This is a genomic window from Kitasatospora sp. NPDC059722, assembly GCF_042733235.1.
Classification (GTDB): domain Bacteria; phylum Actinomycetota; class Actinomycetes; order Streptomycetales; family Streptomycetaceae; genus Kitasatospora.
This window is the reverse complement of the sequence record NZ_JBHWGD010000073.1, coordinates 19,849-40,514: the sequence shown is the minus strand read 5'-3', so window position 1 is coordinate 40,514 and position 20,666 is coordinate 19,849. Positions and strand designations below refer to the sequence as shown.

The following is a 20,666-nucleotide window of genomic DNA, read 5'->3' as shown; positions in this document are numbered from 1 at the left end:
GCCCGGTTACATTCCGAACCCGGAAGCTAAGCCTCACAGCGCCGATGGTACTGCAGGGGGGACCCTGTGGGAGAGTAGGACGCCGCCGAACAATTTTTCTGAAAAGCCCCTGATCCATTCGGATCAGGGGCTTTTCGCATTTTCGCTCGCGTTTCCGGTCGGTCCCGGGGATCCCCTCGTGGTGCAGCCACCTGCAGGTGGTGCTAGGTCCACCCCGGAATTGGGGTGTCATGGCCAGTGTCGGTGGCGTCCGCTTCGTGAACACTGATGGTGGACGATCGAGACCGGCATCAGGAGCTTCCGTGACAACAACGAGTCGAACGAGCGGCGCGGGTGTGCGCGTTCAGGCGCAGGCGGCCCTGGAGTCGGGTGGCCAGGGGCTGGCTCGGCTGGGCCTCCTGGTGCTGGGTGCGGTGCCGGGGTTCGCCCTGCCCGTGCTGGCGGCCGTGCTGGCCGGCGTCGTGACGGCCCAGGTGATGGCGTACTACTACCCGGTTGCGCTGTTCGCCCTGGTGGCCGCGGCCCTCGCCGGCGGTACGGTGGCCGCGCTCTTCGTCCGCCCCACGGCGAACCGCACGCGCAGGCAGCTGGAGCGGTGGCACGGCATACGTCTGCCGGCCGTCTACGAGCCGATGCCGGCGCTGGAGCCGGACGAGCGCGGGCACTGGTGGACGGGCTACTCGTACCACCGCTCCCGGACGGTCGCGAAGTACGCGCAGCTGCTGCACTGGGGCTTCCGGGACCGGACCACCCGCGGCGAGATGGCCTGGCTGGTGGTGAATCCGCTGGCGGTACTGGCCCTGGCGGGTCCGCTGGCCGGTCTCATCCTCTTCAGTACGGCCTATGTGATCTCGGGTCCGAGGTCCTACGAGGGCATCGGGTTGGTGCGTCCGGTCCAGCTGTCGCTGGTGGTGAACTTCGGGCTCGGGCTGGGCATGGTGGCGCTCGCGGTGCTGCTGGCGCCGTTCGCGGTGCGCCTCCACGCCGAGCTGGCGCGGCGGGTGCTGGACCAGGACGGCCGGGCCACGCACGCCCAGCTGACCAAGCGGGTGGCCGAGTTGACCGAGACCCGGGCGGACGCGGTCGGCGACCAGGCGGCCGAGCTGCGGCGGATCGAGCGGGACCTGCACGACGGCGCGCAGGCGCGGCTGGTCGCGATCGGGATGACGCTCGGCACCATCGAGCACCTGATGGACACGGACCCGACGGCCGCCCGCGAGCTGCTGTCGGAGGCACGGCAGTCCTCGGCCCGGGCGCTGCAGGAGCTGCGGGACCTCGTCCGCGGCATCCATCCGCCGGTCCTCGCCGAGCGCGGACTGGGCGACGCCGTCCGGGCGTTGGCGCTGGACAGCGCGCTGCCGACGGAGGTGTGCGTGAGCGTGCCGGACCGGCTGCCCGCCCCGGTGGAGGCCGCCGCCTACTTCAGCATCTGCGAGCTGCTGGCCAACGCGGCCAAGCACTCGCACGCGGAGCAGGTCTGGGTGGACATCCTCTACCGGGCCGGCTCGCTGCGGGTCACGGTGACGGACGACGGGGTCGGCGTGGCGGAGCCGGCGAAGGGGACGGGCCTGCGCGGCATCGAACGTCGATTGGGTACCTTCGACGGTGTCCTCGCCATCGACAGTACGTCCGGCGGTCCGACCACCATCACCTTGGAGCTGCCGTGCGAGTTGTCCTCGCCGAGGACCTCTACCTCCTTCGCGAAGGTCTGATCCGGCTGCTGGAAGCGCACGGCTTCACCATCGCCGCCGCCGTCGAGACCGGGCCCGAGCTCCTGGAGGCGTTGCTGACGCACCGGCCGGACGTGGCCGTGGTCGACGTCCGGCTGCCTCCGACGCTGACGGACGAGGGCTTGCAGGCGGCGCTCCAGGCCCGCCGGGAGATCACGGGACTCCCGGTCCTGGTGCTGTCGCAGCACGTCCAGCAGCTGTACGCGAGGGAGCTGTTGGCCGACGGCACGGGCGGGATCGGGTACCTCCTGAAGGACCGGGTCTTCAACGCCGACCAGTTCATCGACGCGGTCCGCCGGGTGGCGGCCGGCGGCACGGCGATGGACCCGGACGTCATCGCGAAGCTGATGCAGACCACGGCCCGTCGTCCGGGGCCGCTGCTGCGGCTGTCGCCGCGCGAGCGCGAGGTGCTGGAGCTGATGGCGGAGGGCTGTTCGAACTCGGCCATCGCCGCCCGGCTGACGGTGAGCGACGGCGCGGTGGCCAAGCACATCGCCAACATCTTCACCAAGCTCGAACTCGCCCCGGACGAGGACGCCAACCGCCGCGTCCTCGCGGTCCTGGCCTACCTCAACGGCACCGCCGGGCGGACGGCCTGACGCTCCGCCCGGTCCCGGGGCGGTCCGGGCGCGCCCTCCCCTGTGACGCTCCGGCCTGTGGAAACGCTGAAACGCGCGTACGAGTAAACTCCGGTGGGCCGAGCCCCGGAGGTAGGTCAGCCGTCCGGCGCCCCCCGTCCAGCGGGAACCGGCAGCGAGGCAGCGCACGGCAGCAGCCGAAATCCAGGGGTTGATAGACGTCATGGCACGCCCAACGCTCACCAAGGCCCACCGGGGCCTGCTCGGCATCGTCGCGGCCGGGGCCTGCATCATCTCGGGCATCGGCTTCGCGGGGTCGTACAACGCGGTGCGGGAACTGGCCTCCGAGAAGGGCTTCGGTGCCTTCTCCTACGCCTTCCCGATCGGCGTCGACGCCGGCATCGTCGTCCTCCTGGCGCTCGACCTGGTCCTGACCTGGCTGCGGATACCCTTCCCGCTGCTGCGGCAGACCGCCTGGGTGCTGACCGTCGCGACCATCGCCTTCAACGCCGCCGCCTCGTGGGGCGATCCGCTCGGCATGGGGATGCACGCCGTCATCCCGGTGCTGTTCGTCGTGGTCGTCGAGGCCTCCCGGCACGCGGTGGGCCGGATCGCGGCGATCACCGCGGACCGGCACATGGAGTCGGTGCGGATGATGCGCTGGCTGCTCTCCCCGGTGCCGACCTTCCGGCTCTGGCGGCGGATGAAGCTGTGGGAGCTGCGCTCGTACGACGAGGTCGTCCGGCTGGAGCAGAACCGGCTGGTCTACCGGGCGCAGCTGCGCTTCCGGTACGGGCGCGGCTGGCGCCGGTCGGCTCCGATCCAGGCGCTCCTGCCGCTGAAGCTCGCCAAGTACGGCGTGCCGCTGGACCCGTCGCTGCTCGACCGGCTGGACGACGAGGCCCGCGAACGTGAGGCGAAGGAGGCCCTGGAGCTCCAGCCGCAGGAGCAGCGCGCCGCCGCGGCCATCGCCCCGGCCGGTCCGGAGGTTCCTCTGCAGCCCCAGCCCCAGCCGCAGCAGCGCCAGGCCCAGCCGCATCCGTCTCAGCAGGTCCAGCAGGTCCAGCAGGTCCAGCAGGTCCAGCAGGCCCAGCAGGCCCAGCAGGCCCAGCAGGTCCAGCAGATTCAACAGCCCGGTCCCGAGGCTCAGCCGCAGCTCCAAGCTCAGCCGCAGGAGGTCCCGGCGGCCGTCCCGCCGATGTCGGCCGAGGTGGCCGCGCCGATGCTCGCCAAGCTGGCCGCCGTCCGTCTGCGCGCGGCCCAGGAGCCGGAGGGCACGGAGGAGGTGGCCCCGCAGCCGCTGCGCGAGGAGCTCAACGTGTGGACGGCACGGCCGGTCCGCACCACCGGCGGCCACCAGGCCGACGCCAGCCCGGGCAGCCGCGTGCCCGGCCAGGCCTCCCCGTGGTTCAAGCCCCCGCGCCCGCTGGACGAGGAGTCGGCGCCCGGGGCCGCGCCGAAGCCCCAGGCCCAGGCCGGGACCCAGCACCCGGTGCAGCAGGGGCAGGACCCCGCACCCGCCCAGGAGCCCGTACAAGCCGAGCCCGTACTAGCCGAACTCGTCCAGGCCGCGCCCGCCGTGCGCGCCGAGGAGCGGGCCCCCGTCGAGGCCGCCGGCCCGCGTCCCGCTCCGGCCCGGCTCGACCCGGAGCTGGCCTTCGAGGCGCTGGTCTCGTACATCGACACCTTCGAGCACCACCCCGACCCGCAGCGCCTCGCCGACTGGCTGACCACGGAGTACGGCCTGACCGGCAACCGCCCGGACGGCTCGGTGCACCCCAAGGACGTCGCCGAGCTCTACCCGCAGCTGCGCGACCGCTACCAGGCCGCCGGGAGGGACTGACCGGGTGATCCGCGGCCGGACACCGCCGCGACCCCGCGTCCACCGCTCGGTCGGCCATTGACGCCCGACCCGGCCGGAGTTACCTTCGCCTCAACAATCTGTTGAAGCGCTGGTTCGGCACGGAGGAGTACGGATGTCGCAGGTCGAGGTCGACGGTAACGGGTCGACGAGCGGGGCCTCCTTCTCCGCCGCCGCCCTCGACGCCGTGGAGGCGCTGCTGGCCCCGGTCGACGCCGACCTGGCGCGCCGCTACCCGGGCGACTCCGGGACCAGGCAGCCGGTGCACACCGTCTACGTCCCGGCCGACGCCTTCGCCGCCGACACCGTCCGCTCGTGGGGCCGCCAGGCCCTCGAAGCGTTCGACACCCACGCCGGCACCCCGGCCGAGCTCGCCCGCGCCCTCGGCGTCGCCGACGGTGCCCTGCTCGCCGACGTGCACGCCCGCGTCCGCGCCAAGCTGGAGCGCGAGCCGATCGAGGACCTGCGGATCGACTTCGAGGACGGCTACGGCCCCCGCCCGGACGCCGAGGAGGACGCCGCCGCCGTCCGCGCCGCCGAACTCGTCGCGGCCGCCGTGGCGGACGGCAGCGCCCCGCCGTACATCGGCATCCGGATCAAGTGCATGGAGGCGCCGGTCCGCGCGCGCGGCATCCGCACCCTGGAGCTGTTCCTGGCCACCCTGCTCGCCGGGGGCGGGCTCCCGGTCGGCCTGGTCCTCACCCTGCCGAAGGTGACCTACGCCGCGCAGGTGACCGCGCTGGTGCGGCTGCTGGAGGACTTCGAGCGGCGCGCCGGGCTGCCGGCCGGCCGGATCGGCTTCGAGATCCAGATCGAGACCACCCAGGCGATCCTCGGCCCGGACGGCCGGGCCACCGTCGCCCTGATGATCGAGGCCGCCGAGGGCCGCGCCACCGGCCTGCACTACGGCACGTTCGACTACAGCGCCTCCTGCGGCGTCAGCGCGGCCTACCAGAGCATGGACCACCCGGTGGCCGACCACGCCAAGGCCGTCATGCAGGTGGCCGCGGCCGGCACCGGGGTCCGGCTCTCCGACGGCTCGACCAACGTCATCCCGACCGGCTCCACCGAGCAGGTCCACGCCGCCTGGAAGCTCCACCACGGCCTCGTCCGCCGCTCGCTGGCCCGCGCGTACTACCAGGGCTGGGACATGCACCCGGCGCACCTGCCGACCCGGTACGCCGCCGTGTACGCCTTCTACCGGGAGGGCCTGGAGGCCGCCTCCGCGCGGCTCGCCGCCTACGTCGCGAAGGCGGGCGGCGACGTGATGGACGAGCCGGCCACCGCCCGCGCGCTCAGCGGCTACGTGCTGCGCGGCCTGGACTGCGGTGCGGTCGACCCGGCCGAGGTCACCGCCCTGACCGGCCTGGACCGCGCCCAGCTGGACGCCCTCGCCGGCCGCTGACCGCCGCCCGTCCGATCCCCGCGGCCGACTAGGCTGACGGTGCCGCCCCGCACGCCGGGGGCGTGCGCCGCCAGCCTTCGCCGTCTTCCGGGAGAACCACCGCGCCATGTCCGCCACGCCGGAGCCGACCCCCAGGCCGTACCTCACCATCCGGCAGGCCGGCAGCCACGAGATCGAGATCAAGAAGTCCCGGTTCATCTGCCACCTCGCCCGGGTCACCGACGAGGAGCAGGCGCAGGCGTACATCGCGGGCGTCCGCAAGCAGTACTGGGACGCGCGGCACAACTGCACCGCCTTCGTGGTCGGCGACGAGCAGCGCCGCGAGCGCTCCAGCGACGACGGCGAGCCGGGCGGCACGGCCGGCGTGCCGATGCTGGAGGTGCTGCGCCGCCGCGGGCTGACCGACACGGTGGCCGTGGTGACCAGGTACTTCGGGGGGATCAAGCTCGGCGCGGGCGGGCTCGTCCGGGCGTACGGGAACGCGGTGTCGGAGGCGGTGGACGCGGTCGGGCTGCTGGAGCGGCGGCCGGTGGCACTGCTGGCCGTGACGGCGGACCACGTGCGGGCCGGGCGGGTGGAGAACGACCTGCGGGCGGCCGGGTACACCGTGAGCGACCTCGCCTACGAGGCGGCGGGGGTGCGGATCGAGGTCGGCGTGCCGGAGCCGGAGGTGCGGGCCTTCCACACCTGGCTGGCCGAGGCGACCGGCGGTACCGCGGTGGCGGTCGCGGCCGGCCGCACGTACGTCGAGGTGCCGGTCTAGCCCCTGCGGCGCTGCGCCCGCTGCCGCCCCCGCCCCGCCGCAGGCCCCTGCGGCCTTCCGCGACGCCCCGAGGCCTTCCGCCGCCACGCACGGGCGCAGTCGGCCAACGTAGCCCATGGGGACGCGCCACGCCGGTCTTGCCTTGAACAGATTCACTCGAACGTATTCACGTGGCCCGGAGTTGGAACTTCCGCTCCGGGCCATGGCGTTTCCTGGGCAAGGATCCGGCCGAACCGGACGAAAACCATCGATGGAGGACACCAGACCCCACCACCGCACCACGGAGGTATGCGCATGACCTCGGATCGCTCCCCGTCGCCCGCCCGAGCCGACCTACCCGGCCCCAGGGGCCCCGCGACGCCCTACCGGATGACCGTCACCACGACGCTCCCGCACGCCGACGCCGTCTCGCTGGCCGACCAGCAGCTGGCCGACTGGCTGAAGCGGGAAGGCTGCGAGGACCCCCCGCCCGCAGCGAGCCCGCTCGAAGCGAGCCCGTACGCCGTGGACCCCCCCGTCACGGGCCCCTCCACCGCGGATAGCCCCGCGGGCCCGCAGGTCGAGCGCCTCCGCCTGGGCGACCGCGTCCTGCTCGACCGCGACCACGGCCCGCTGCGCGGCGGCCCCGCCACCGGCCACTACTCGCGCCGCCGCCTGCGCACCCCGGCCCCCCACGGGACGCAGCAGCTCACCCTGACCATCGCGACGGCCGCCGCGGGCCCGACCTGGGTCCGGCTGGAGGCCGAGACGCACACCACCGGCAGCGGCCTGCGGACGCCGTGCCGGGTGCCGGTGCCCGAGCTCGCCCGCAGCCTGCTGCCGCTGCTGGACGCCACCGACGGTCCGGCCGCCGTCCAGCTCGCGCCCCGGGTGATCACCGCCGCCGAGGTCGACGACCTGATCGACGAGCTGTGCGACCCGGAGCGCCGGCTGCCCACGGTCGTCGCCAGCGTCCCGGTCAACGTCCCGGTCGACGGGTGGACGGAGTCCGTCGTCCGTCCGCTCTGCCAGCAGCTGCCCGGCCTCGCCACGGCCTACGTCCTGGATCCGGGGGCGCGCACCGGGTTCAACGTCGCGCTGGAGTACCACACCGTCTACGGCGGCGCCGTCCGCACCTACCTGCCCGAGGTCGACCCGGCCTCCCGGTACGACGGCGCCCGGCACCCGGTGCTCGCCCGGGGCCGAATAGAGCAGGACGTCCGCCGCGCCGCCGGCCTGCTCGCCCGGGAGCCGCGCCGGCTCGCCGCCGAACTGCCGCTGCCGCCCGTGCTCGCGGCCGTCCCGGTGCTGCGGATCCCCCCGTCGCAGCCCCGCCCGGACGCCGCGTCCTGCGCCGATCCGGCCGCCGCCCGCGCCGAGCTGGCCGCGCTCGCCCGCGAGGAGCAGCAGGATCGCGCCGAACAGCAGGCCAGGGCGGACGAGTTGGAGCGCGTGCGGCGCACGCTGCGTCGCGCACGCCGCACCCGGCCGGGCCGGGCGCACGCCGCACCCGGCCGCCTCTGCGCTCCGTCCACCGCTCCGGTCGTCGGCCCGGTCGTCGGCACGCTCGCAGGCCCGTTCGTCGGCGCGCCCGGGGTCCCGCGCACCGCGGCCCTGCCGGATCCGGTCGCGGGGCCGGACGACAACCCGGAGACCTTCACCGAACTCCTGTCCCGGCTGGGCGAGTTCCCGCTGCTCACCTTCACCGGGGACCAGAAGTCCGCGCTCGCCCTGGACGAGCTCCAGTGCGCCGGTGCCGGCTGGGCCCGCCTCGCCTGGGACGGGCTGACGGCCCTCCAGGAGTACGCCGAGGCGGCCGTCCGCGGCGAGGCCGGCGGCGACTTCAAGCAGTGGTGCGAGCACACACCGGACGGCTGCCACCGCTTCCCGCCCCGCAAGGCGGTCCGCGGCGAGTCCCGGACGGTGCACAGCCACACCAAGTGGAAGCGCGAGCGGATGCTGCCGGTGCCGGAGTGCGTCGACGCCTCCCGGCGCGCGTTCATGGGCGCGCACCTGCGGATCGGCGGCGGGCGCACCGCACCCCGGCTGCACTACCTCGACGACTGTTCGGGCAGTGGCCGGATCTATGTCGGCTACATCGGCCTCCACCTGACCAACACCCGGACCAACTGAGAGGCTTGGCTGACCACCCGCGCCCGTTCGGTGGACAATGTCCGCAGGGGCGGGCCGCGGGGTCGCCGGTCGCCCCGCGCAGGCGCCGACGAGCATGGGGGAACGACGACCGATGCAGTACTCAGCAGACGGCCAGTCCGAAGGCGCCGCCACCACCCGGTTCCCCCAGCCGGGTTTCCTCGCCTCGGTCTTCCGCGACCTCGGCGTGGACCCGGGCTCCGACCCGACCGCGCCCGGGGAACCGGCCGGGCCCGCCGACGGCGACGGCGCGACCGGCACCGCCGGCAGCAGCACCGGCACCACCGGCGGCCGGCAGACTCCCGGTGACGGCCCGTCCGCCGACGAGGAGTCGGTCGCCGCCCACGGCCGCGCCGCCGCCCTCACCCACCACCGCACCCTCACCGTCCAGGCCGAGCACGACCGCCTGGCCGACCTGCTCCGGCGGGCCGCGCTGCCCGTCTCGGCCATGGACTTCGAGAGCCAGCTGCGCCACTACGAGCCCCGCCCCTACCCGGCCGCCGGCCCGGACGCCACCGAGCCCGAGCCCCGCTGGGAGGACTTCGCCCCCGCCGAACCGCCCACCGCCGACCCCGACGCCGCGCCGACCCGCCGCCTGCTCGACTCCGGCTACCAGCGCGAGCTGGCCCAGGCCCGGCTGACCCACCAGCGCGCCCTGCGGCAGTGGCGCACCCGCCGGGCCGAGGCCGGCGACCCGGCCGCCGACGAGTCCCGGCGGGTCCACGAGGAGGCCGAGGCGGCCCGGGCCCGCGCGGTGCGCGAGTACAACGAGAGCCTGGAGGAGTGCCGCCGGGCCTACCGGCTGGCCGAGCCCGCCGCGGTGGAGTCGCTGCTGGAGCGGGCCCTCGCCGCCGCCGAGACCGCCACCCAGGACCTGCCCGCCCCCTGCCGGGCGGTCTTCCGACCGCTCACCCGCACCGCGGTGCTGGACCTCGACCTGCCGCCGCTCGACCTGGTCCCCTCCCTGACCGGTTACCGGCTCGCCCCCGACGGCGACATCCACCCGGTCCCGCGCCCGCCGGCCGACCGGGCCACCGACTACCTGCGGCTGGTCGCCCGGCTCGCCCTGCGCGCCCTCCAGGCGGCCGACGCCGTCGACACCGAGGAGATACTCGAGGGCGTCGTCCTCAACGGCTGGCTGCGCGAGCCCGGCGGAGCCGGACCGCTCTGCCTGGTCAGCGTGGACGCCGACCGCGACGCGCTGGCCCGCACCAGGCTGCTCCCGGCCGCCGCCCCCTACGAGGAGCGCGACGGCGAGGGCGTCTACGCCGACGCTGAGCAGGACGAGGCGCTGGTGCGGCTGCGCCAGCTCGGCGCCGCCGTCACCCCGGACCCCTACGCGAGGGCGGGCGTCGAGCCCGCCGCGCTGGCCGGTGCCACCGTGCCGGCCGCGCCCGACCTGTCCGCCAACGAGTTCGCCCAGCTGGTCCGCGACCTGCTCACCCGCGGCGGCCTGGCCGAGTGGAGCGTGCGGCTGCGCGGCCCGGCCGGGCTGGTCGCGACCGGCGAGGGCGCCCCCGGCAGCGCGCTGCCGGGCCGCTGGGTCGTCTGGGCCTCCCGCGGCGCCGCGGAGGTCGCGGCGGAGGAGATCCGCACGCTCGCCGAGGCCGTCGGCGAGGAGTCCGCCGAGCGCGGCCTGCGGCTGACCACCGGCCGCTTCACCGACGAGGCCCTCGACCTGACCGCCGAGGAGAGCCACCGTCACATCCACCTGGTCGACGGCGACGGCGTCCGCGAACTCGCCATGACCCACCTCGGGCTGCCGCTCGCCACCGGTCGCTGACCGGCCCCGGGCCCGCCCCTCCGCCCCCCACCAGCCCGTTCGTCCCCCCGGGCTCACCCCGACGGCCCCTCCGGCGGGCGTGCCGCCACCCCCGGCCCGAGGCTGGGGAACGAGCCCCGGCCGGGCCGGGCACCCCGGGCGAGAGCCGCCGCTCGCCCGTCCGGTACGGTCGGCGGTCGACCCGATGTCGGGCGCAACCCTGGGGGAGACGGATGGGCAGAGCGGCCCGCAGACCACTTGACGGACCGGCACGGGCGGAGGCCGCCCGGTGACCGCCGTCCTCGTCGCCGCCGGCGCGTTCCTGATGACGCTGATCGGCGGCTTCGTCGCCCAGCGCACCGGTGACCGGCGCCACCTGGTACTCGGCTTCGCGGCCGGACTGATGCTCGGCGTCGTCGTCTTCGACCTGCTGCCCGAGGCCCTGCGCCAGGCGCCCGGCGAGGTGCACGGCGTGCCGCAGGCACTGCTGATGTTCGCCGGCGGCTTCCTCGCCATCCACGTGGTCGAGCGCGCGGTCGCCATCCACCGCGGCCACGAGGGCGAGTACGCCGAGCACACCCACGGCCACCACCACGCGCACGGGGACCCCCAGCCGTCCGGGCGCCAGGGCATCGGCCTGAGCGCCGCCCTGGCCCTCGTCGGGCACAGCGTGATGGACGGCTTCGCGATCGGCGCCGCCTTCCAGGCCGGCACCACGGTCGGCACGGTCGTCGCCATCGCCGTCGTCGCGCACGACTTCGCCGACGGCTTCAACACGTACACGATCACCCGGCTCTACGGGAACAACCGGCGCCGCGCGCTGACCCTGCTCGCGGCGGACGCGATCGCCCCGGTGTCGGGCGCCGCGATCACGCTCGCCTTCACCATCCCCGAGCACCTGCTCGGCCTCTACCTGGGCTTCTTCTCCGGCTTCCTGCTCTACCTGGCGACCTCCGACATCCTCCCGGAGGCCCACAGCCCGCACCCGTCCCGCAACACCCTGCTCTGCACGCTCGCCGGGGTGGGCTTCATGTGGCTGGTGATCGGCTTCGCCAACTAGGCGGTGTCCGGGGGCGGCTCAGCGGCCCGCGTACCGCGTCTCGGCGGCGCGCAGCACGCGCAGCACCGCGTCCTGGTCGGCCGGGCTGACCTCGCCGAAGTACTCCTGCGCCACCTCGTGCCGGACCAGCCCGATCCGCTCGACCGCGGCGCGGCCCGCCTCGGTCAGCAGGATCCGCACGGCCCGCCGGTCGGCCGGGTCCGGGCTGCGCTCGACCAGGCCGGCCTCCTCCAGGGCGTCCACCACCGTGGTGGCCGAGCGCGGGGCGATGTGCAGCCGGTCGGCGAGGTCGCTCAGCCGCATCGCGCGGTCCGGCACCTCGCAGCCGGGCGCGTGCGCGAGCGTGCGCAGCGCCCGGGCCTGGCCGGGGGTGATGCCGTAGGGCTCCAGCCGCTCGCTGGTGCGGCGCCGGATCCGCTTGATCGCCCGGGTCATCGCGTCCGCCAGCTCGGCGGCGGTGTCCGCCGGGCCTGCCGGGCCTGCCGGTCCCGTCGGGGGAGTGGGGGAGGAGTGCGCCGGGTCGTCGGTCGGCGTGGTGGTCATGGGCGGTCTCCTCGGCAGGCGTCCGCCCAAGCGTATCGGCCGGTCCGCGGCCCGCGACCGGCGGCGGACGGGCGTTCCGGGCGCGTGCGGACGACCCTCCCGGAAATATGTTGAGCCAAACTCAGTATCTGGGTTAGCGTAGCCGTAAGTGAGGGTGCCCTAAGTGCCCTCCTCTGAACCTGGAGGGCCCGTGCCCCGCTCCGAAGCCCGCGTCGCCACCGACCGCCCCGCCCGCTACGCCAAGCAGCTCGCCGCCCACATGGGCCGCAAGATCGAGGCCGCCTTCTCCGAGGAGACCGGCCGCGGCACCCTGACCTTCGGCGCCGGCACCGCCACCCTGGAGGCGCAGCCGGACGCCCTGCTGCTCGTCGTCGAGGGCGAGCGCGAGAACCTCCCCGGCCTGGAGGACGTCGTCGGCCGCCACCTCGTCCGGTTCGGTGCGCGCGACGAACTCGTCGTCGAGTGGCACCGCGACAACGGCGAGGCCGGCCTCGTCCACCGCAACGACGAGGACCCGAAGGACGTCTAGGCCGGATCCGCCGGACCGGGCCGGGGCAGCCGACGGGCGAGCGCCCACAGCACCAGGACCGCCAGGCACCAGCTGGCCAGCACGTCCAGCGCCCAGTGGAAGTCGCTCCACACCAGCCCCGCGCCGACCCCGGCCGCCAGCAGCACCGCCGCCGCCCGCAGCCCGCGCGCGACGCGCACCCCGGTCGTCCGGGCGAGCAGCAGCACCGCGACCCCGTACGACAGCGTCGCCGTGGCGGTGTGCCCCGACGGGTACCAGCCCCACTGGCCCGGCAGCAGCGGACCGCCGAGCGGACCCGGCCGGGCGAACGCGGCCTTGGCCGGGACCACCAGCAGCGGGATCAGCCCCGCCGTGAGCGCCGCCACCGGCAGCGGCAGCCACCAGCGGTCCTTCCCCGCCCGGCGCGAGCGCCACGCGGCGAGCCCGCCCCCGGCCAACAGGGCCGGGATCGCGGGCACGGTGCCGCCCAGGTCCGCCAGGCCGTGACCGACGCGGTTCAGGAACGGGCTGTCCAGGGCGTGGTGGGCCGTCGCGACACCGTGCTCGACCCACCGGTCCAGCCCGAGCACCGGCCCGTCCGCCGCCACCTGCCACGACACCAGCACCAGCAGGACCACCGCGACGAGCGGCACCAGCGGTGAGGCCGCCGCCCGGCCCAGGACGCCGAACAGCCGCCCCGGAGCAGGGGGGAGAGCTCCGGGGCGGCTTGGATGATCGCCGTTCCGTGCGCCCCGGGGGGTGTGGGTCGGACGGTCGGTCGATCGGCCTTCGGTATGCGCCGTCCCGTGCGGGGCGGCCTGGTTGTCCTCGCGGTCGTCCGGGTGCGGACCCGCCTCGAACGGCGGCTCCGCGAACGGCTCCGCCAATGGCTGGGGCTCGCTGTCCATCTGCGATGACACTACGTCAACGGTCCTTCCACGCCGAGCGCCTTCAGTGATTCCGCACATCATCTTCACCGCCCACCGGGCAACCCTTCGACCCTGTGAACGACCGGTCCGCGCTTCTCCATGAGGAAGCCTCATCCGGGGCGCCGCCATGCGGAAACCGAACGGCCCGCGGAGACCTGGTACAGGTCCCCGCGGGCCGTTCAGCGCTGTCCGGACAACCCTCCGGCGGGGGTACGTCGCCCGGTGGGGCGCTCACCGCGTCAGACGCCGGCGAACGCGCCCTCCAGGATGTCCAGGCCCTCGTTCAGGAGGTGCTCCGGGATGACCAGCGGCGGCAGGAAGCGCAGCACGTTGCCGTAGGTGCCGGCGGTCAGCACCACCAGGCCCTCGGCGTGGCAGGCCTTGGCGATCGCCGCGGTGGCCTCGGCGTTCGGCTCCTTGCCGCCCGCCTTCACCAGCTCGATGGCGATCATGGCGCCGCGGCCGCGGACCTCGCCGATGATGTCGTACTTCTCCTGCATCGCCCGCAGGCGGCCGAGCATGACCTCGCCGATCCGCTGCGCCTTGCCGTTGAGGTCCTGCTCCTTCATGGTCTCGATGGCGCCCAGCGCGGCGGCGCAGGCCACCGGGTTGCCGCCGTAGGTGCCGCCCAGGCCACCCGCGTGCGCGGCGTCCATGATCTCGGCGCGACCGGTCACCGCGGCCAGCGGCAGACCGCCGGCGATGCCCTTCGCGGTGGTGATCAGGTCCGGGACGACGCCCTCGTCCTCGCACGCGAACCACTGGCCGGTGCGGCAGAAGCCGGTCTGGATCTCGTCGGCGACGAACACGATGCCGTTCGCCTTCGCGTACTCCACGATCGCCGGCAGGAAGCCCTTGGCCGGCTCGATGAAGCCGCCCTCGCCCTGGATCGGCTCGATGATGATCGCGGCGACGTTCTCCGCGCCGATCTGCTTGTTGATCACGTCGATCGCCTGCGCGGCGGCCTCGGCGGCGCAGTTCTCCGCACCGGTCAGCCAGCGGTACGGGTAGGCCACCGGCACGCGGTAGATCTCCGGGGCGAACGGGCCGAAGCCCTGCTTGTACGGCATGTTCTTCGCCGTCAGGCCCATGGTGAGGTTGGTGCGGCCGTGGTAGCCGTGGTCGAACACCACGACGGCGGTGCGCTTGGTGTAGGCGCGGGCGATCTTCACCGCGTTCTCGACCGCCTCGGCGCCCGAGTTGAACAGCGCGGTGCGCTTGTCGTGGTCGCCCGGGGTCAGCTCGTTCAGCTGCTCGGCGACCGCCACGTAGCCCTCGTACGGGGTCACCATGAAACAGGTGTGCGTGAACGCGGCCAGCTGCTCGCTCGCCTTCGCCACCACGGCCTCGGCGCTGTTGCCGACGTTGGTCACGGCGATGCCGGAACCGAAGTCGATCAGCGAGTTGCCGTCCACGTCCTCCAGCACGCCGCCGTTGGCGCGGGACACGTACACCGGCAGGGTCGTGCCGACACCCGCGGCCACCGCGCCCAGCTTGCGGGCCTGCAGCTCCTGCGACTTCGGACCGGGGATCGCGGTGACCAGGCGGCGCTCCTGCGGGAGCGGCGTTGCGGCGCTCATGGGGTTCTCCAGACTTCTAGGCTCGGTGCTTCGCAGGCTACGGCCGCCCCCGGGGACCGGGCATGCGCCACTCGGTAGCACTGCGCCGTCCGACTTGTCCGGCACGGCCAGCGCGGGTGGCACGACTACCCGCAGGCCCCGCTCCACTACATTGAGCGCGGGCGTGTCGCCGGTACGGCGGCATGGGTATGGCGGCACCGACGGCGGTCGGGCCGGGCGGGCGAGGGAGCGGGGCCGTACACATGGCACAGGACGGGGCACACCACCACGGCGACCGCACCACCACACCCCCACCCCCCATGCCCCACCAGCGCCCCGGCAGCCGTCCCGCCGCCACCCCCGCCTTCGACCTCCCCACCTGGGCCTCCGCCCCGCGCCCGTCCGCCGAACCGGGCATCTACCGGCTGGGCTACCGCCGGATCGACCCGGAACGGGCGGAGGCGGCGACCGTGGCGGCCTGGCCACTGCTGCTGCGGGCGGGGCTCAACGTGGTGGTGGGGTGGCTGGCGTACGTCTACGGAGTCGATTTCGCTACCGTCGGGACGACCTGGATCGGTGTCCTTCCTTCGCAGTCGGCCTTCGTCGCGACGTCGGTCGTGTTGACCCTGAACGTGCTGGTCATCGCCATCGTCATCAAGGTCTTCGGCCGGATGGGCCGTTGGCCCGAGGTGTGGCGGCGCTACGCGGCGCCGTTGCTGTCGCGGACGGTGACGCAGGAGGAGCGGGCCGAGGAGAACCGGGTCGCCGTGGAGGCTGCGCGGCGGGTGGATCCGTGGGCCGGGCTGCGGGAGGGCGGGGCGGCTGCGGCGGCGGGGCGTCTGGCGGGCGAGGCGGTCGGCGACGTCGACTACGTGCGCATTCAGCAGGCGTGGGAGTCGGCGCAGGCCGATCCGGTGTTCGTCCCGGCGTTCGTGGAGCAGGTGGGCGCCCGCGGTGCCGCGGCGTTCGCCCATCCGTCGGAGGTGCGCGAGCTGCCCGGCCGCGCCGAGCGGCACGACCTGCTGCTCCGTCAGGTGTGCCTGGGCGTCACGCAGGACGTTCCGAAGAACCCGCTGTCGCATCGTGCGGCGGGGTTCGCGCTGGATCCGGCGGTGCTCGGCACCTCGTTGCTGGCGGTGGGCCCTGCCGGGACCGGGAAGACCGCGCGGCTGGCCCGCCCGGTGGCGGAGGCGTTGTGCCTGCAGGCGCTCGCCGGGACGGCATGCGCGGTGGTGATCGGGGCGTCGGACGCGGACCTGGGGCCGGACGGCTGGTACGACGTGGTGATCGCGCCCGGTGACCCGTCGTCCGTCTACGGCCTCGACCTGTACGGCGCCGCGCAGGATCCGGACGAGGCGGCGGCCCGGCTGGCCGAGGCGCTGCTGCCGGACGAGCTGACGGCCCGCGCCGAGAGCGCCCGGACGGCGCTCCAGCAGGTGGTGGGTCCGTTCCACGCCGCGCACCGCCGGTACCCGGGGGTCCGCGAGCTGCGGGCGCTTCTGGGCGGCGAGGCGGATGCCCTGGCGGCGCTGGTGAAGGCGCTCGGCGTGGCGGGCCGGCTGGCCGCGTACGAGCGGGACCTGGAGCACCGCGAGCGCCAGCGCGGCCGGGCGGACGATCCCGGGGCGCTGCTGGCGGACCGGCTGGCGCTGCTGGACCGGCCGGCCTTCGAGGGCGCCTTCGCGACGGACGGCACCGGTCGCCCGCCGTTCGCGATGCGGGTGCTCGACCACCCGCTCCGGGTGCGGGTGAAGCTGCCCGAGCGGAGCCACCCGGAGGCGGCCCGGATGCTGTCCCGGCTGGTGGTGGGCCAGTTCGTGCAGGCGGCAGGCGCGCGGGACGACCGTTCGCTGTTCGCAGGTCTCGTCGTGGACGACGCCTCGGCGGCGCTGGACGCGGCGACCGTGCGCGGGGTACAGCGGATGCGGGGGGCGAACGCGGGTGCGGTGCTGATGCTGCGGACGCTGGTGGACCTGCCGGAGGCCCTGCGCGCGCCGCTGTTCGGCGCGGTCGGTTGCCGAATGGCGTTCCCGGGGATCGCGCCCTGGGACGGCCGGTTGTTCTCGGAGGCCTGGGGGACGCACCTGGTGCAGGAGACGGCGGTGACGCACACCCCCGACACCTCCGGTGGGGTGGTGCGGCGGGCCGGGCGGTTGGGGCGGAAGGCGTTGTCGGGGACGACGGCGCAGACGGAGTCGGTGACGACGCGGGATGTGGAGCGGTTGCGGTGGTCGCCGTCGGATCTGGCGCACGCGTTGCCGGCGGGGCACGCGGTGGTGTCGTTGACGGCGGTGTCGGGGGAGCAGGTTCCGCCGCTCCTGGTCGACCTCCGAGGGTGAGGCGGGGATGAGCCGGGGGTGAGCCGGGACCGAGGGCGGACGGGCGGCAGAAGTCGCCTCCGAGGTGGATTCGGCAGTGCCGGTTGTCCGGAGCGTCCATAATGAAGGGGAGAGCCCCTCACCAGATCCACTGCCCTCTCCTCGCCCGGCCGCAACGGCGCGGTCGGGTCGTTCCCCCGAAGGTGCCATGCCTCCCACACTCGCCTCCGTCGTCCGCAACAGTTCGCTCCACCTGACGGTCCTCGCCGGTGCGGACCACCTGGAGCGGCCGGTCCGCTGGGTGCACACCAGTGAGCTGGACGACCCGACGCCCTTCCTGGAGGGTGGCGAGCTGCTGCTCACCACCGGGATCAAGCTGGGCCGCACGGCCGCGCAGTTGCAGGCGTACGTGCACCGGCTGGCCGATGCCGGGGTGGTGGGGCTCGGGCTGGGGGTGGGGCTGTCGCACACGGAGGTGCCGCAGCCGCTGGTGGAGGCGGCGGCGCAGCGCGGGCTGCCGTTGTTGCGGGTGCCGGAGCCGACGCCGTTCATCGCGATCAGCAAGGTGGTGTCGGCGGCGCTGGCCGCGGAGCAGTACGAGGCGGTGACGACGAGCTTCGAGGCGCAGGAGGAGCTGACCCGGGCCGCGCTCGGCAAGGACGGGACGACGGCCGTGGTGCGTCGGCTGGCGGCGCGGCTGGGGGGCTGGGCGGCGCTGTACGACGGGTCGGGCGCGCTGTCGGTGGTGGCACCGGACTGGGCGGCACGCCGGGCGGGGCGGCTGGCGGCGGAGGTGGACCGGCTGCGGCGGCGTCCGGCGCCGTCGAGTGCGGCGCTGCAGGGGCGGTCGCCGGGGATAGACACGGCGGACGAGGACTACGTGGTGGTCCAGTCGCTGGGGGCGGACCGGCGGGCCCGGGGCTTCCTGGCGGTCGGGACCGAGGACCGGATCACGCCGACCGAGCGGTACGTGCTGAACGCGGCGGTGGCGCTGCTGACCCTCACCCTGGAGCGCTCGCGCGAGCTGCGGCAGGCGGAGGAGCGGATGGGCGCGGCGCTGCTGCGGATGGTGCTGGCGGGCGAGGTGGCGACGGCCCGGCAGGTGGCGGTGGGGCTGTTCGGCGGGCTGCCGGAGGGGACGATACGGGTCCTGGTGGCCGGGGCCGGGCCGAACGCGGACGCCGCGGACGCGCTGGTCGAGCTGGGGGACCGGGCGGAGCAGGCGGGGTCCCGGGTGGGCGAGAAGCTGCTGGTCGCGCGGGAGGACGGGACGCACGGGCCGCGGCTGATGGTGCTGGCGCTGGACAACGGCGCGGTGCACCGGGCCTGCTTGGGTGTCGTCGAGGAGCACGAGGGCCTGTCGCTGGGCGTCTCGGCGCCTGCCGTGCTGGAGGAGGCGGGCACGGCGCACGCGCAGGCCGAGCGGGCGCTGGCGGTGGCGCTGCGCGGTGGCCGGCGCTCGGTGGACCACGAGGAGGTCGGTGCGGGGTCGCTGCTGCCGCTGCTGGGCGAGGACGCGGTGACGGCGTTCGCGGAGGGGCTGCTGCGGCCGCTGCGCGACCACGACCGGACGGCCCGCGGTGACCTGGTGGCCTCGCTGCGGGCGTGGCTGTCCCGGCACGGGCAGTGGGACGCGGCGGCGGCCGACCTGGGCGTGCACCGGCACACCCTGCGGTACCGGATGCGCCGGGTCGAGGAGCTGCTCGGGCGTTCGCTGGACGACACGGACGTCCGCATGGAGCTGTGGCTGGCGCTGCGCTCCGGCGAGGAGTGACGGGCGAAGAGGCGGCGGGCGAGGAGTAGCGGGCGAAGAGGCGGCGGCGCCGGGCCCGCGTCGAACGTCTGGACGGGATGGAGTGCCCCCCGGGCCGAACGCTCCTCGGCGGCCAATCCGGTTGTCGCGTCCGCCCACCTACCCTCGGGTTCGGGCTCATGTTCGTGGGTCCGACGACGACGAGGAGAGGGCCGGTACCACGGTGACCACCACGTACGATTTCTGGCTCGCCGGCCGCCGGGCGAGCGGTGACGCCGACTTCGAGGTGCGCAACAGCTGGGACGGCCGTCTGGTCGGCCGGGTGAGCGTCCCGACCGAGGCCCAGGTCGACGAGGCGCTGGACGCCGCCGTCGCGGCCCTGCCGGTGTTCGCCGCCACCCCGGCGCACGTGCGCGCCGCCGCGCTGGACCACGTGGCCAAGCGGCTGGCCGAGCGCACCGAGGAGATCGCCCGGCTGATCACCGCCGAGAACGGCAAGCCGATCAAGTGGGCCCGCGGCGAGGTCGGCCGCGCCGTCTCCGTCTTCCGCTGGGCCGCCGAGGAGGCCCGCCGCACGAACGGCGAGACGATGCGGCTGGACACCGACCCGGGCGGCGTGGGCCGCTTCGCGCTGGTGCGCCGCTTCCCGCGCGGCGTGGTGCTCGGCATCGCCCCGTTCAACTTCCCGCTGAACCTGGTCGCCCACAAGGTCGCCCCGGCGATCGCGGTCGGCGCCCCGATCATCCTGAAGCCGGCCCCGGCGACCCCGCTGTCGGCGATGGTGCTGGGCGAGATCCTGGCCGAGACCGACCTGCCGGCCGGTTCGTGGAGCATCCTGACGGTGCCCAACGACCGCATGCCCGCGCTGGTGCAGGACGGGCGCCTGCCGGTGATCTCGTTCACCGGGTCGGACAAGGTCGGCTACCAGATCATGGACTCGGTGCCGCGCAAGCACTGCACCCTGGAGCTGGGCGGCAACGCCGCGGCCGTGGTGCTCGCCGACTGGTCCTCGGACGCCGACCTGGACTGGGCGGCGACCCGGATCGCGACGTTCGCCAACTACCAGGGCGGCCAGTCCTGCATCTCGGTGCAGCGGGTGATCGCCGACGCGTCGGTGTACGACGCGCTGGTGGAGAAGGTCGTCGCCAAGGTGCGGGCCCAGGTCACCGGCGACCCGAACGAGGACGCGACGGACGTCGGCCCGCTGGTGGACGAGAACGCCGCGAAGCGCGTGGAGTCCTGGGTGGACGACGCGGTGGCCAAGGGCGCCAAGGTGCTGACCGGCGGGACGCGCGAGGGCGCGACCTACGCCCCGACCGTGCTGGCGGACCTGCCGGGCGACGCGATCCTGGCCGAGGCCGAGGTGTTCGGCCCGGTCATGTCGCTGCACCGGGTGGACGGCACCGACGAGGCGTTCGCCGCCGTCAACGACTCGCCGTTCGGCCTGCAGGCGGGCGTGTTCACGCACGACCTGCAGACCGCCTTCCGCGCCCACCGGGAGCTGGAGGTCGGCGGTGTCATCATCGGCGACGCGCCGTCCTACCGTGCCGACCAGATGCCGTACGGCGGCGTCAAGGACTCGGGCGTCGGCCGCGAGGGCGTCAAGTACGCGATGGACGACTACACCGTCGAGAAGGTCATGGTCCTGACGGGCCTCGACCTGTAAGCCGTGTAAGTCCTGCCAGTCCTGTGAGCGAGGACGGCGGACGTGGGGGGGGGGGGGGGGGCGGGGCGGGGGGGGGGGGGGGGGGCCGCGGGCGCGGCGGC

At 74.8% G+C, this 20,666-nt stretch carries 15 protein-coding genes and 1 rRNA gene; 13 read left to right on the top strand and 3 right to left on the bottom strand.

The window, feature by feature from the left end:
- The 9 genes from rrf to ACFV4F_RS33265 all read left to right on the top strand — a co-directional run.
- Window positions 1-91: ribosomal RNA gene (gene rrf / locus ACFV4F_RS33305) — 5S ribosomal RNA — on the top strand; the annotation flags it as partial.
- Between the two features lie 244 nt (window positions 92-335).
- Window positions 336-1,712 carry a sensor histidine kinase gene (locus ACFV4F_RS33300; protein ID WP_380508183.1) on the top strand — a complete coding sequence of 459 codons (1,377 nt, stop codon included), beginning with the start codon at window positions 336-338 and terminating at the stop codon, window positions 1,710-1,712.
- Window positions 1,664-2,329 carry a LuxR C-terminal-related transcriptional regulator gene (locus ACFV4F_RS33295; RefSeq protein WP_380445439.1) on the top strand — a complete coding sequence of 222 codons (666 nt, stop codon included), beginning with the start codon at window positions 1,664-1,666 and terminating at the stop codon, window positions 2,327-2,329. Before ACFV4F_RS33300 ends, ACFV4F_RS33295 begins: the two co-directional genes overlap by 49 nt.
- A 202-nt stretch (window positions 2,330-2,531) precedes the next feature.
- Window positions 2,532-4,151 (top strand): DUF2637 domain-containing protein, encoded by a 1,620-nt coding sequence (locus tag ACFV4F_RS33290; protein WP_380508180.1) that lies wholly within the window; start codon window positions 2,532-2,534, stop codon window positions 4,149-4,151.
- Between the two features lie 133 nt (window positions 4,152-4,284).
- Window positions 4,285-5,574 carry a DUF6986 family protein gene (locus ACFV4F_RS33285; protein WP_380508177.1) on the top strand — a complete coding sequence of 430 codons (1,290 nt, stop codon included), beginning with the start codon at window positions 4,285-4,287 and terminating at the stop codon, window positions 5,572-5,574.
- Window positions 5,575-5,680: 106 nt separating this feature from the next.
- Window positions 5,681-6,337 (top strand): YigZ family protein, encoded by a 657-nt coding sequence (locus ACFV4F_RS33280; RefSeq protein ID WP_380508174.1) that lies wholly within the window; start codon window positions 5,681-5,683, stop codon window positions 6,335-6,337.
- A 369-nt stretch (window positions 6,338-6,706) separates the two neighbouring features.
- Window positions 6,707-8,449, top strand: a complete 1,743-nt coding sequence (locus tag ACFV4F_RS33275) for a hypothetical protein (RefSeq protein WP_380508171.1) — start codon at window positions 6,707-6,709, stop codon at window positions 8,447-8,449.
- Window positions 8,450-8,561: 112 nt separating this feature from the next.
- Entirely contained in the window at window positions 8,562-10,250 is a 1,689-nt protein-coding gene (locus ACFV4F_RS33270) for a restriction endonuclease (protein ID WP_380508168.1), read from the top strand.
- Window positions 10,251-10,554: 304 nt separating this feature from the next.
- Window positions 10,555-11,289, top strand: coding sequence for a ZIP family metal transporter (locus ACFV4F_RS33265; RefSeq protein ID WP_380445466.1), 735 nt, complete (start codon window positions 10,555-10,557; stop codon window positions 11,287-11,289).
- 18 nt (window positions 11,290-11,307) lie between these two features.
- Here the strand turns inward: ACFV4F_RS33265 and ACFV4F_RS33260 are convergent, their stop codons facing one another.
- Window positions 11,308-11,832: a MarR family winged helix-turn-helix transcriptional regulator gene (locus ACFV4F_RS33260; RefSeq protein ID WP_380499384.1), complete on the bottom strand. Its 525-nt coding sequence runs from the start codon at window positions 11,830-11,832 to the stop codon at window positions 11,308-11,310.
- A gap of 190 nt (window positions 11,833-12,022) precedes the next feature.
- Here ACFV4F_RS33260 and ACFV4F_RS33255 point away from each other — a divergent pair, with 190 nt between their 5' ends.
- Window positions 12,023-12,361: a DUF2218 domain-containing protein gene (locus tag ACFV4F_RS33255; protein WP_380445446.1), complete on the top strand. Its 339-nt coding sequence runs from the start codon at window positions 12,023-12,025 to the stop codon at window positions 12,359-12,361.
- On the opposite strand, the gene ACFV4F_RS33250 is transcribed toward ACFV4F_RS33255, so the two are convergent.
- Together ACFV4F_RS33250 and gabT are read right to left on the bottom strand one after the other, a co-directional pair.
- Window positions 12,358-13,248, bottom strand: coding sequence for a phosphatase PAP2 family protein (locus tag ACFV4F_RS33250; RefSeq protein WP_380508165.1), 891 nt, complete (start codon window positions 13,246-13,248; stop codon window positions 12,358-12,360). The genes ACFV4F_RS33255 and ACFV4F_RS33250 overlap by 4 nt on opposite strands.
- A 260-nt stretch (window positions 13,249-13,508) precedes the next feature.
- On the bottom strand, window positions 13,509-14,849 hold the full coding sequence (gene gabT / locus ACFV4F_RS33245; protein ID WP_380508162.1) for a 4-aminobutyrate--2-oxoglutarate transaminase: 1,341 nt from the start codon (window positions 14,847-14,849) through the stop codon (window positions 13,509-13,511).
- 242 nt (window positions 14,850-15,091) lie between these two features.
- On the opposite strand from gabT, the gene ACFV4F_RS33240 reads away from it, so the two are divergent.
- From ACFV4F_RS33240 to ACFV4F_RS33230, 3 genes are all read left to right on the top strand, one after another.
- A complete protein-coding gene (locus ACFV4F_RS33240) occupies window positions 15,092-17,167 on the top strand; it encodes an ATP-binding protein (RefSeq protein ID WP_380508159.1) in 2,076 nt (691 codons plus the stop codon).
- Window positions 17,168-17,354: 187 nt separating this feature from the next.
- Complete coding sequence (locus tag ACFV4F_RS33235; RefSeq protein ID WP_380499381.1) at window positions 17,355-18,920, top strand: PucR family transcriptional regulator; 1,566 nt, start codon at window positions 17,355-17,357, stop codon at window positions 18,918-18,920.
- A gap of 202 nt (window positions 18,921-19,122) precedes the next feature.
- Window positions 19,123-20,565 carry an aldehyde dehydrogenase family protein gene (locus ACFV4F_RS33230; protein ID WP_380445451.1) on the top strand — a complete coding sequence of 481 codons (1,443 nt, stop codon included), beginning with the start codon at window positions 19,123-19,125 and terminating at the stop codon, window positions 20,563-20,565.
- Window positions 20,566-20,666: the final 101 nt, after the last annotated feature.